Annotated in this window: 9 protein-coding genes; 8 read left to right on the forward strand and 1 reads right to left on the reverse strand. The window is 43.3% G+C overall.

What is annotated here, in order from left to right; genetic code table 11:
* Window position 1 precedes the first annotated feature (1 nt).
* Entirely contained in the window at window positions 2-1,507 is a 1,506-nt protein-coding gene (locus tag QZ998_RS05505; RefSeq protein ID WP_296558718.1) for an LCP family protein, read from the reverse strand.
* A 279-nt stretch (window positions 1,508-1,786) separates the two neighbouring features.
* Here QZ998_RS05505 and rfbD point away from each other — a divergent pair, with 279 nt between their 5' ends.
* The 8 genes from rfbD to QZ998_RS05545 all read left to right on the forward strand — a co-directional run bounded on the left by rfbD (window position 1,787) and on the right by QZ998_RS05545 (window position 12,659).
* Window positions 1,787-2,644: a dTDP-4-dehydrorhamnose reductase gene (gene rfbD / locus QZ998_RS05510; protein ID WP_296558720.1), complete on the forward strand. Its 858-nt coding sequence runs from the start codon at window positions 1,787-1,789 to the stop codon at window positions 2,642-2,644.
* Window positions 2,645-2,759: 115 nt separating this feature from the next.
* A complete protein-coding gene (gene rfbA, locus QZ998_RS05515; RefSeq protein WP_296558722.1) occupies window positions 2,760-3,629 on the forward strand; it encodes a glucose-1-phosphate thymidylyltransferase RfbA in 870 nt (289 codons plus the stop codon).
* A gap of 8 nt (window positions 3,630-3,637) precedes the next feature.
* Window positions 3,638-4,204: a dTDP-4-dehydrorhamnose 3,5-epimerase gene (gene rfbC, locus QZ998_RS05520; protein ID WP_296558723.1), complete on the forward strand. Its 567-nt coding sequence runs from the start codon at window positions 3,638-3,640 to the stop codon at window positions 4,202-4,204.
* A gap of 61 nt (window positions 4,205-4,265) precedes the next feature.
* On the forward strand, window positions 4,266-5,369 hold the full coding sequence (rfbB, locus tag QZ998_RS05525) for a dTDP-glucose 4,6-dehydratase (RefSeq protein WP_296558724.1): 1,104 nt from the start codon (window positions 4,266-4,268) through the stop codon (window positions 5,367-5,369).
* Between the two features lie 88 nt (window positions 5,370-5,457).
* Window positions 5,458-6,246 carry an ABC transporter permease gene (locus QZ998_RS05530; RefSeq protein ID WP_296558725.1) on the forward strand — a complete coding sequence of 263 codons (789 nt, stop codon included), beginning with the start codon at window positions 5,458-5,460 and terminating at the stop codon, window positions 6,244-6,246.
* A gap of 33 nt (window positions 6,247-6,279) precedes the next feature.
* The gene (locus tag QZ998_RS05535; protein WP_296558726.1) at window positions 6,280-7,482 is read left to right on the forward strand and encodes an ABC transporter ATP-binding protein; all 1,203 of its coding nucleotides are present in this window, start codon (window positions 6,280-6,282) and stop codon (window positions 7,480-7,482) included.
* Between the two features lie 15 nt (window positions 7,483-7,497).
* On the forward strand, window positions 7,498-9,708 hold the full coding sequence (locus QZ998_RS05540; RefSeq protein ID WP_296558728.1) for a glycosyltransferase family 2 protein: 2,211 nt from the start codon (window positions 7,498-7,500) through the stop codon (window positions 9,706-9,708).
* A 116-nt stretch (window positions 9,709-9,824) separates the two neighbouring features.
* Window positions 9,825-12,659 (forward strand): GBS Bsp-like repeat-containing protein, encoded by a 2,835-nt coding sequence (locus QZ998_RS05545; protein ID WP_296558729.1) that lies wholly within the window; start codon window positions 9,825-9,827, stop codon window positions 12,657-12,659.
* Window positions 12,660-12,751 lie beyond the last annotated feature (92 nt).

The raw sequence follows: 12,751 nt of genomic DNA on the forward strand, positions 1-12,751 counted from the left end.
TTTAATCGCTGTCGGGATCAGAGCCGGAATCAGAGTCAGTATCAGAGTCAGTATCAGATCCAGATCCAGAATCTGAATCAGAGCCAGATTCAGTGTTATCTGATCCGGATCCGGAGCTGGAGTCTGAACCAGAAGAACTACCCCCGGTACTGGAGTCAGATCCAGAGGAGCCGTAGTTACCGGAAGCGTCAGAACCAGTTGATTCGGTATTTGTATTCGAAGAGCCGGAATCATTGCTATACGAATAGTTGCTATTGCTTTCGGTGGTGGTTGTTTCATTATAGGTATACGATGAACCAGTGCCGGCGTAGTAGGCAATCGCATCGCTTATTTCGATGACCCGGGCAGATGGGACATAAGCCTTATAGGTGGTCGACCCCGAGCTCGTGCCGGTACCGCCACTAGATGTTGTGTTTGAAGTTGAACCGCTAACGGGACTGCTGACATTGGTTCGGTTGCCACTACTGGTTGAGGGGCTGTCGGTACCGCTGCTATCAGTTGTCGTAGTTGAACTACCGCTGGCAGGGGTGCTATCAGTTGCTGCTGTTTGGACAGGTCCATAAATAAAGGCATGCAGGGCAATGACATTATCGGCAAGGCTGGTCGGCACCACATAGGAGACGCTATTGAGCATCGTGGTCGTTACATGGGTATCGGTGGGTAGTCGGAACTCCAGAAACTGTTTGTCCGGAGATTCTAAAAAGGCCTTGGCATAGGTAGTGATCTCACTGATTGACAGGGTTGTTTTGATATAAGGATAAACCTTGCTTAGCAGGCTGATGCCGGTACCCATATCAATACTAAAGGCCTTGGCGGCGATTTGACCAACAACCTCGCGTTGGCGCTCGGTGCGGTGAAAGTCATCATCGCTGAAGCGGTTTCGGGCGTAGGCCAGCGCCTGAACCCCGGTGATCGTCTGTACGCCGGTTGTTTCCAGATAAGGATCGGCCTTGCCAACCTTATCATTGACATCATCGATATACTTATTGGTCCAGTCCAAAACATCTTCGTTTTGGACATTGACCTCGACCCCGCCAATCGCGTCGACCGTATCGACCATCGCGTCAAAATTGACGATTACATAGTCTTTGATGTTTAAATCAAAATTTTCATTAAGGGTTTTTACAGCCAGCTCTGGACCCCCATAGGCATAGGAGGCATTGATCTTATCAAAGCTTTCGTAGGTATCCTTGGTTTCGGGAATTTGGACTAACAAGTCACGCATCACCGAGGTAACCTTGATGTTGCCGTTTCTAAAATCCATTGAGAGGATCATGATCGTATCGGCGCGATCACCATCGATGTCGCTGCGGCCGTCGACGCCAAAAACAGCGATATTAATGGTCTCAATATCAAGATCGTTATTTACTTTTAAATCAGCCGCATTCATTTTTGGTTCGGCAACCATTTCATTGATCTGGCTGATGGTATTAAAACCATATACAAGTCCGGTGCCTATTAGTGAAACAATCAAAAATAGGATGACTAAGGTTACTTTCTTTTTCATAGAGATTCCTTTCGATTCACGAGCTAAAATCATATCAAATAATAATACCATAGATATACTTAAAAAATCATTGAATTAACGGGCAGAATCGAATATTTGATCAGAAAAGTTTGTTTTTATTTAATTGGGATTATCTTAATAAGCTGAAAGAATCTAGAAAAAAATAGACTTTTATGGGGATATAAAGTATAATGACAATGAATTTTTATGGGGTATAGCTTTAAAAAATGGAAAACAGAACAGATAAATACTTAAAAGTACGATGAAATAAGGTGAAGTATGAAAGTTTTATTAACCGGTTCGAATGGGCAACTGGGACGAGAGTTAACCCGGCAGCTTACGAAAAAAAAGATTAACCATGTTGGGTATGACATTCCCGAATTTGATATTACCGATAAAGCGAAAATGACGGGGATTATTGCCAAGGAGCAGCCAACTGTGATCATTAATTGCGGGGCGCTGACTAATGTCGATGGTTGCGAAACCCAGAAAGAGCTGGCGATGGCAATTAATGCTGCCGGGCCAAAATCGTTAGCTGAGATCGCCCGAGATCAGGATATTGTGCTGGTTCAAGTTTCCACCGATTATGTTTTTGATGGTGGCGGGATTACGATAAACGGCGCCTTACGGCCTTATGTGGAGAGTGATCCGATCGATCCCAAAACGGTTTATGGCGAGAGCAAAGCGGCCGGTGAGAAAGCAGTTTTAGAAATTACACCAAAACATTTTATCATCCGAACCGCCTGGCTGTATGGCGATGGCAATAATTTTGTCAAAACAATGCTGGAGCTGGCATCAAAGCATCCCAAACTGACGGTTGTCAATGACCAGGTCGGTTCGCCCACCAGTACCGTCGATTTGGCGGCAGCGATTATCGATTTGATCCACACCGATTATTACGGCACCTATCACGGCACCTGTCAAGGACAATGCAGCTGGTATGACTTTGCGCTGGAAATTTTTAGATTATCAGGGATTGAGATCCCGGTCGAACCGGTAACCTCCGAGGAATTTGTCAGACCGGCACCGCGCCCTAAATACTCGGTGCTTGAAAACAAGGCGCTCAATGATTTAAAAATGAACAATTTCAGACCATGGCAGATTTCGCTGGCAGAATATCTAAAAGATTTAAAATAGGCACTCAAAAATAATCCTTTAAAAGAGTGGGTACTGCCAGCTTTGATGTGAACCCATATCAAAGCTGGCAGTAGCGCTTAAAATGAGTAAATAATTTTCAAGAGAAGAGGCAAAGATGAAAGGTATTATATTAGCCGGAGGTTCCGGCACACGACTTTATCCGATCACTCGGGCGGTGTCCAAACAATTACTACCCATTTATGATAAACCAATGATTTATTATCCACTAGCAACCTTGATGCTGGCTGGGATTAAAGATATTTTAATTATTTCGACACCCCACGATCTTCCCATGTTTGAACGGCTATTTGGTTCAGGGGAAGAATTGGGGTTAAATTTTTCCTATGAAATTCAGGATGCTCCCAATGGCTTGGCCGAGGCTTTCATTATTGGCGAAAAATTTATTGGCGATGACAATGTGGCACTGGTCTTAGGCGATAATATTTTCTATGGTCATGGCTTTACCGAGACAATCAGAAAAGCAGCTGAGCTACAAAGCGGGGCGGTGATTTTTGGCTACCCGGTGACTGATCCAGACCGCTATGGGGTGGTTGAGTTTGCCAAAGACGGAAGAGTTCTTTCGATCGAAGAAAAACCAGAAAGTCCTAAATCCAATTTTGCGGTGCCTGGTCTTTATTTTTATGATAATACAGTAGTCGAAATTGCCAAAAATATTAAACCGTCAGAGCGCGGCGAACTGGAAATCACCACGGTTAATGAAATTTACTTGAAACAGGGTAATTTAAGGGTAGAACTGTTTGGTCGGGGAATGGCCTGGCTGGATACCGGCACCCATGACAGCTTGATTGAAGCCTCCAATTTTGTCGAGACGATTCAAAAAAGACAAGGTCTTTATGTCGCCTGCATCGAAGAAATTGCTTATTTGCGTGATTTCATCGATCAAGACCAACTGTTGAGACTGGCAGAACCGCTGAAAAAAACAGCTTATGGACAATATCTGATCCAGTGTTCTAAAGTCAAGTAGGTGACGTGATGGCAAAGATCAATGTAATAAAGACGAGTATTGACGGATTGGTGATCATTGAACCATCGGTTTTTGGCGATCATCGCGGTTATTTTATGGAATCCTACAATGAAGAAGAATTTCATAAAGCCGGTTTAACGATGCGGTTTGTTCAAGACAATGAGTCTAAGTCCTGTCAGGGTGTCTTACGGGGACTTCATTTTCAGACCAAGTTTTCCCAGGGAAAGCTGGTTCGGGTGACCAGCGGCGAGGTTTATGATGTCGCTGTTGATTTGCGAAATGGCTCACCAACCTATGGACAATGGGCAGGGGTATTGTTAACAGCCGAAAACAAGACCATGTTTTATATCCCGGAAGGCTTTGCTCACGGCTTTTTAGTGGTATCAGAGGAAGCCGTGTTTAACTATAAATGCACCAACTTATATGCCCCGGAATACGATGGCGGAATTCGCTGGAATGACCCGGAAGTTGGGATAAAGTGGCCGCTTGAGACAATCGAGGAAGTGCTGCTTTCCGAAAAAGACAGCCAGCTGCCCTTTTTAAGTGAGATCAGCGCTAGCCTAAGATTTGAATAGAGAAACTCGATATAATAGAACTTGGATAGACAGAACTTGAATAGATAGAAATGGAGTAATCATGAAAACAGTATTAGTCACCGGTGGAGCCGGATTTATCGGCTCTAACTTTGTAAAATATATGCTCAATGCGCACCCGGATTATAAAATAATTAATGTGGATGTATTAACCTACGCCGGAAACTTGGAAAATTTAGCAGATATCGAAGGCAAGCCCAATTACGTCTTTGCCAAAGGCGATATTGTCGATCGGCCTTTTATTCAAAAGCTTTTTGATCAATACAATTTTGATACAGTAGTCAACTTTGCCGCTGAATCCCATGTCGATCGCAGCATTGAAGATCCTGAGATTTTTATCAAGACCAATGTGATGGGCACCCTGGTGCTGTTGGATGAAGCGAAAAATCACTGGCAAACTGGCAAAGACGAAAATGGCTATCCGACCTATCGGGATGGGGTGCGTTTCCATCAGGTATCGACCGATGAGGTGTATGGCGCGCTGGGAAAAACCGGCCTGTTTACCGAAGCGACCCCGATTGCCCCGAACAGTCCTTATTCAGCCTCAAAGGCCAGTGCCGATTTATTGGTGCGTTCCTACGGACAAACCTTTAAGCTGCCAACCACCATCAGCCGCTGTTCTAATAATTATGGCCCCTACCATTTTCCCGAAAAACTGATTCCGCTGATGATTTCTAACGTGGTGGCTTTAAAAAGCTTGCCGGTTTATGGTGATGGGATGCAGATCAGAGACTGGCTGCACGTTAAAGATCATTGCAGTGGCATTGATACCATCCTTGAAAAAGGGCTGGCTGGCGAGGTTTACAATATTGGCGGTAATAATGAAAAAGCCAATATCGAGATTGTCAATTTAATTATTGAGGACGTCGGTGAAATGCTCCGTTCCGGTAAATATGATATTGATAATGACGGTTCAAAAATCAGCAAAGACCTGATTACCTATGTCGAAGACCGCTTGGGCCATGACCGCCGTTATGCCATTGATAATTCAAAAATCACCGCTGAGCTGGGTTGGGAACCTTCCTATACCTTTGAAGAGGGCATTGCTGAAACGATTGAGTGGTATTTAAACAATCAGGAGTGGCTGGAGCAGGTAAAGTCGGGCGATTATCAGCAATATTATGACAAGATGTACTCAAAAAAGTAGAATAGCTGTAAAAGAAAAAGCACAGTTTTTGTGCTTTTTCATTTAAGAATAAGAATGAGGTGTCAGTTTGTACTTGTTTAAAGATTTAATGGATTATATCAGAGATTTGTATGCAAATCGGAAACTGATCCGAAAATTTTCGATCAATGATTTTAAATCCCGCTATGCGGGGTCTTTTTTAGGTATTATGTGGGCCTTTATTCAGCCGACGGTCACCATTGCGGTCTACTGGTTTGTTTTTGACGTGGGTCTGAAGTCTTCTCCTACTGGCGGGATACCCTTTATTTTATTTTTAATCACCGGGATCATTGTCTGGTTCTTCTTTTCCGAGTGTCTGGTAAATGGCACCAATTGTTTTCGGGAGTACAGTTATCTGGTCAAAAAAGTAACTTTTAATATCAAAATATTACCAACGGTTAAGATCATCTCTTCGTTATACACCCATGTCTTTTTTATTGCCTTTGCGGTGGTGATGATGTTCTTATATAGTCAGCCGATCACCCTGCATCTGGTTCAGATTATTTACTATCTGATCTGCTTGATTGTCTTTTTAACCGGTTTGACCTGGGTGACTGCCTCGCTGCAACCATTTTTTACGGATATTTTGCAATTTATCAATGTCGGGATGCAGGTGCTTTTCTGGGGAACACCGATTCTTTGGGATGTCAATATCTTTCCGCCAAGACTGCTGTGGATTTTAAAGCTAAATCCGCTATATTATATTGTTCAGGGATATCGCGAGAGCTTTTTTGGAACCGGCTGGTTTTGGGAGCACCCGGCGATGACAGCATATTTTTGGGGTTTTTCATTTGTAATGCTGCTAATCGGAATTGCCGTGTATCGAAAACTAAGACCGCATTTTGCTGATGTCTTATAAAGAAATGTTGATCACAGATCAGTGGAGGAAATTATGTCAGATGTGGCAATAAAAATAGCAGAAGTGACAAAAATATACCAACTCTATAAACGGCCGATGGATCGCTTAAAAGAATCAATGAGCCTGATCCGAAAAAAAGAATACCATCAAAAGTTTTATGCCCTTAATAATATCAATTTGGAAATTAAAAAAGGTGAATCGATTGGAATTGTGGGTAAGAACGGATCAGGGAAGTCAACCCTGCTCAAAATCATTTCCGGGGTACTGACCCAAAGTAAGGGCCAGGTTTATGTAGATGGGAAGGTTTCGGCGCTTTTAGAGTTGGGCACCGGCTTTAACCCGGAGTATACTGGCATCGAAAATATCTATGCCAATGGTCTGATCATGGGCTATAGTAAGGAAGAAATGGATGAACGGTTGGATGATATTGTCAACTTTGCCCAAATTGGCGAGTATATTTATCAACCGGTTAAAACCTATTCCAGCGGGATGTTTGCCCGGTTGGCTTTTGCCACCGCCATCAATGTCGATCCGGAAATTTTAATTGTCGATGAGGTGCTGGCGGTAGGGGATGCAAAATTTCAGATTAAATGCATCAATAAGATGGAAGAGTTTAAAGCATCGGGAAAAACAGTGCTCTTTGTATCGCACACCCTCGAACAAATCAAACGTTTTTGCAGCAAAGGGATCTGGATTGACCAGGGCGAAATGCGGATGTTTGATGAGGTGACCCATGTCATAGATATGTATGAAAGCGAAATGCTCAAAGAAGCCATGGAACAAAAAGCCCTTGATGAGGGGAATCCGATGGCAAAAATAATGGAAATCGATGCCCATCTGGGGAAAATCACCGCCGTCAGCTGCAACACTGAAACGCTTAAGACCTTTGATGACTTTAGTGTCGATATTGAATATGAGTTATATGATGATGTAAAAAGCGAACCGCTGGTGGGAGTAGCCTTTTATACCATTGACCGCCAGTATATCTTTGGTCCGAACACCCACTTGGATGAGTTCAAGATCCCCAAAACAAAGGGCATCCATAAGGTTCGTTATGTGGTGCCAAGCTTACCGCTGCTGGGCGGGAAATACGAGGTCGATGTCGGCCTTTTTGCCAATAAAAGCATTGTCAATCTGGACTACGAAACAGCTGCCTTTGTGATCTCGGTGGTGGCCGATTATTTCACTGAGGGTCTGGTACATATGGAACATCAATGGCAAATAATAAAGGATTAGAGAAAGGTTATTGGGATGGAAAAGAAATCAGTTATTGAACAAGAAGAAATAAAATATTTCATCGATAAAATTGTCAAAGACGAAGCGAGTCGCTGTGCCACGGTTCAGGGATGGGCCTTTAATACCAAAACCAAGGAACCGGTTGAATTGTATTTGTTGGGCAAAGAAGCGGTTGGGGTTCAATTCAAACGGGATTTTAGAATTGACGTCAATAACAAGTATGTTTTACCGGATGATGCCAAGGTCGGTTTTATTATTGAATTCGATGAAAATACCTATGGAGAAAAGCTGAAGCTTAAATTAAAAGATGACAATAATATCCGCGTCGTGCCAGTAAATTTGAAAAAAAATTATGACTATTTAAAAAAACCGAATCTCTTTAATGCCAAGCGACTGGCCGGTGTGACAACCCGAACCCTGGGCTATCTCGGCCGTAATGGACTAAAGAACACGATCCGCAAAATAAAGTTTGAACTGAAGTATAAAAACCAGGAAAACTATGATTTCTGGATTGATGTTCATGAAGATTATGATCGAAAAACAGTCAGCGAAGAAATTAGAAAATTTTCCTATAAACCTAAGGTATCGATTGTTATGCCGGTATATAATGTAGAAGAACAATGGCTCAGAGCCTGCGTTGATTCGGTTTTAAATCAATATTACGACAATTGGGAATTATGTATCGCTGATGATTGTTCTACCGATATCCATATTAAGCCCTTATTGGAAGAATTCAAAAGGCTGGATTCCCGGATCAAGGTGGTTTATCGGGAAGAGAATGGCCATATTTCAGAGGCGTCAAACTCGGCGTTGGCAATTGCCACTGGCGAATTTATCGGGCTTTTGGATAATGACGATACCCTGGCCGAGTTTGCTCTATACGAAGTGGTTAAATTATTAAACGAACATCCGGAAGCAGATCTAATTTATAGTGATGAAGACAAGTTAAGTGAAGATAATAAACGTAGCCAACCCTTTTTTAAAACCGACTGGGCGCCGGATATTCTGCTGGCAACCAATTATATCTGTCACTTTGGGGTGTACCGCAAAACCATTATCGATCAAATCGGTGGCTTTAGAAAAGGCTATGAAGGTGCCCAGGATTATGATCTGGTACTGCGCTTCACCGAGAAAACCGATCGGATTTTCCATATCCAAAAGATCTTGTATCACTGGCGGATGATCAGCAATTCTACGGCGGTCAATCCGGAGTCAAAAGGTTATGCCTTCGAAGCGGGTCTTAAGTCTCTCGAAGATGCCCTAGCAAGAAGATCGATCAAAGGCACGGTTAGTCATGGGGCTTTTCCCGGGGTTTATAATATTGACTATGAGATTGTCAATGATGGCTTAGTCTCGGTGATTATTCCAACCCGCGATAATGCTGCGGATTTAAAAGGCTGTATCGATTCGATTTTTGAGAAAACGATCTATCAGAATTTTGAAATTATCGTTGCTGATAATGGTAGCGAAAAAGAAGAAACCTTCAAATTGTTTGAATTCTATACCAAAAAATACAAAGATCAGTTTAAGGTGGTAAGGATTGATATCCCCTTCAACTTTTCACAAATAAATAATCTTGCTGCTAAAGAAGCAAATGGCGAGTATCTGCTGTTTCTCAATAATGATATCACCGTGATCACTAAAGGTTGGATGAAGCGGATGGTCAGCCTGGCGCAACAGGATCATGTTGGTGCAGTCGGGGCAAAGCTTTATTATCCTGACGATACCATCCAGCATGCTGGCGTCTTACTGGGAATGGGCGGCGTTGCCGGACATGGCCATGTCGGTTATCCCCGCGGTGATTATGGTTATTTTGGTAAACTGGTGACCACCAATAATTACACATCGGTGACAGCGGCCTGTATGATGGTGAAACGGGAAGATTTTGACCGGGTTAACGGCTTTGAAGAAAAACTGACAGTCGCCTTTAATGATGTCGATTTGTGCCTTAAACTTTATGAACTGGGCAAATTTAATGTCTGGCTGCATAATGTCGAGCTCTACCACTACGAATCTAAATCTCGTGGAGCAGAAGACACCTATTCAAAATATAAGCGCTTCAACAGCGAAATCAAATATATGAAAGACCATTGGTTAAAATATATTAAGAATGACCCCTATTATAATCGAAACCTAACCCGCGTTGATGGAAACTATGCAATAAGTGTCGATATCGTCGGTTATGTCAAGGGAAAAACCAAGGAAGATGAAGAGAATGATATTTAACTTAAGCGTTCATAAGATGTAACGAATAAATTGACGGTGTAAAATAACTGTGATATTATCGTTACATCTATAAGTATAATGACAGCAGGCAATGATTTTAAGAAAGGAGGAAAATAATGGAGTCGATTAAAAAAAGAAGAAAGCAAATTGCTTTAGTGGGGGTAGGAATCCTTATCTTGTTTACTTTCTTTGCAAATTTCAGCCTGACTGTTAATGCTGCAAGCACAACAATCATCATAAATCCGGGGCATTTAGTTGGGGTTGATCCTGGTGCAGTCAACGGCAGTACCGGGATTCGCGAGGTTGATCTCAACAATGCCTTGGCAATCAAGGTTGTTGCAACCCTTAGAGCAAGTGGTTATAATGCGATGCTGAGCCATCCGGTTCCTGGCAATCCAGGCTTACCGACGATGCTGCCAAGCGCGCCGGTTTATTCATCATTTTCGACAACGATCTGTAATAAAGCAAATCAAATGAATGCCGATCTCCTGCTTAGTATTCATCATAACTCCGGCGGTGCGACTGCCAGCGGTTATGAGTTTTATTGGAGCTCTTATCATCCAACGGTCGATAACAATGGGATTTACCAGAAAGCCGGATTATGGGGCGATGGATCACTTGCAGATTTAGATGCAACGCCGCCAGCTATTGCGTTAATGTCAAAAGAACTGGCAAATATTCTCAATACAAATTTCAAGGCCAATCTGACCCACGTTCCCAGTCGCAATAAGATTGTTGAACGGGATGATGCGATTACCAGGAAAACCAGCATGCCTTCAGTTTTGATTGAAGCTGGCTTTGTGTCGAACAGTGCCGAATCATTGAAATTAGCCGATGGAGCCAATCAACAAAAGATGGCCGACCAGATTCTGGCCAGCGTCAAAGAGCTTTTTGGAGCCTCAACAACACCGATGACCGCAACCGGCTTTAGTGCGACTGTCAGTGGCGATAAAATCACGGCAACGGTTAAAGGCGTTACAGCCCCCAATGGCTTGCAGGTGATCTATATCCCCACCTGGAGTGATGAGGGTGGACAGGATGACTTAAAATGGTACACCGCCACCAAACAAAGTGATGGAAATTTTACGGCAACAATTGATGTAAAAGATCACGGTTTTGATAGCGGTAATTATCAATTGCATTGTTATGGTGTCGATGCATATGGCAAGTACACCTTACTCGGCAATACAACTGCCACTGTTACGGCCTCAGTTCAGGAAAAAATGACGGCAACCAGTGTCACGAGCAGCGTATCCGGTAATAACATTACAGCAACGGTAAAAGGGATAGTAGCCCCCAATGGCATCACTTCAATGTCGATACCAATTTGGAGCGAAACTGGCGGTCAGGATGATCTTAAGTGGTATACCGCGACTAGACAAGCGGATGGCAGCTACAAGCTAGTGATTGATATTAAAGATCATAACTACGATGGCGGCAGCTACAATATCCACGCCTATGGAACAGATAACAACAATAAGATGACCTTTTTAGGTAGTAGCTTAGCAACCGTTAAAGTCGATACAATGACAGTGGCTAGTATCGCAGGAACGGTTTCGGGCAGTAAAATCACAGCAACGATTAAGGGCATCACCGCGCCAAATGGGATCACCGATATGGCAGTCCCAATCTGGAGTGAAACTGGTGGTCAAGATGACATCAAATGGTATACCGCCACCAAACAAAGTGATGGTAGCTATAAGGTAACGATTGACATCAAGGATCATAACTTTGATGGTGGAGCCTATAACATCCATGCTTACGGCAAAGATAGCAATGGAAAAATGACCTTTGTCGGGGCAACTACCGTTAATGTAATTGTTGAGCCGATGACAGCGACTAGCGTGACAGCAAGTGTGTCCGGCAATAAAATTACAGCAACGATTAAAGGGATCTATGCTCCTAATGGGATCAAGTCAATTTCATTCCCGATCTGGAGCGATGTCGGCGGACAGGATGATATCAAATGGTACACCGCCACCAGACAAAGTGATGGCAGCTACAATGTGACTGTCGATATCAAGGATCATAACTATTCAGGTGGAGCCTATAGTATCCATGTTTATGGAACCGACAATAATGATAAAATGACCTTCTTAGGTAATACCTCGGCCAGTGTGGCGACATCGCCAATGTCGGCATCAACAGTTGCGGCAACGGTAATGGAAAATATTATTACGGTCAAGGTTAGCGGAATAATCGCCCCCAATGGAATCAATAGTATTCAGATCCCAAGCTGGAGTGATGTAAATGGTCAAGATGACATTAAGTGGTATACTGCTACCAAACAAAGCGATGGCAGCTACCAGGCGATCATTGATGCCAAAAACCATAAGGGTGATAGTGGTACCTATTCAATTCATGCCTATGGGGTTGAAGCTGATGGTCGAATGGTATTTTTGGGCAACACCGCTGTGAGTGTCCGCTACGTGGAAACCCCGATTATGGGGGCAACCACCGTGACGGCGGCTCAGCTGGTGGCCTATTATAAAAGCACCGGAAGCGTTTATCCCCAACATTACAATGATCTGGGTGTTAATCTGGAAAAATTTGTGGAGCTTTACATTCAGGAATGCAATATTGAAGGGGTTCGCGCCGAGGTCGCCTTTGCTCAGGCGATGCTGGAAACCGGTAATCTACGCTTTGGTGGTGATGTTAAAGTGACCCAATTTAACTTTGCCGGGCTTGGAGCCACCGGCGGCGGCGTACCGGGATTTGATTTTGCAGTGGCTTACGGTAGCAACAGTACCGGACTTCAAACTGGAATCCGCGGTCATGTCCAGCATTTAAAATGTTATGCCAGCAGTGCGCCGTTAAAGCAAGCCAATGTTGATCCAAGATGGAACAATTCCCTGCGTTTAAAAGCTATTTCAGTTGAAGAGCTAGCGGGAACTTGGGCAGCTGACCTAACCTACGCAGGTAAGGTTAAGACGATTATGAAAAAGTTTTAATTTGAATGCGTATTAGTTAAGTACGTTTAATTTGAAAAAGTTTTATTTTGAAACAGAGCCAAAACAGTTTGGCTCTGTTTTTTAAAATTAGC

This window comes from uncultured Acetobacterium sp. (assembly GCF_927416815.1).
Taxonomy (GTDB): Bacteria; Bacillota; Clostridia; order Eubacteriales; family Eubacteriaceae; genus Acetobacterium.

Coding starts and splice junctions, on each gene's coding strand:
- rfbC (WP_296558723.1), top strand. CDS start 3,638: ATGGCAAAGATCAATGTAATAAAGACGAGTATTGACGGATTGGTGATC.
- rfbA (WP_296558722.1), top strand. CDS start 2,760: ATGAAAGGTATTATATTAGCCGGAGGTTCCGGCACACGACTTTATCCG.
- QZ998_RS05540 (WP_296558728.1), top strand. CDS start 7,498: ATGGAAAAGAAATCAGTTATTGAACAAGAAGAAATAAAATATTTCATC.
- rfbB (WP_296558724.1), top strand. CDS start 4,266: ATGAAAACAGTATTAGTCACCGGTGGAGCCGGATTTATCGGCTCTAAC.
- QZ998_RS05505 (WP_296558718.1), bottom strand. CDS start 1,507: ATGAAAAAGAAAGTAACCTTAGTCATCCTATTTTTGATTGTTTCACTA.
- QZ998_RS05545 (WP_296558729.1), top strand. CDS start 9,825: ATGGAGTCGATTAAAAAAAGAAGAAAGCAAATTGCTTTAGTGGGGGTA.
- QZ998_RS05530 (WP_296558725.1), top strand. CDS start 5,458: ATGGATTATATCAGAGATTTGTATGCAAATCGGAAACTGATCCGAAAA.
- rfbD (WP_296558720.1), top strand. CDS start 1,787: ATGAAAGTTTTATTAACCGGTTCGAATGGGCAACTGGGACGAGAGTTA.
- QZ998_RS05535 (WP_296558726.1), top strand. CDS start 6,280: ATGTCAGATGTGGCAATAAAAATAGCAGAAGTGACAAAAATATACCAA.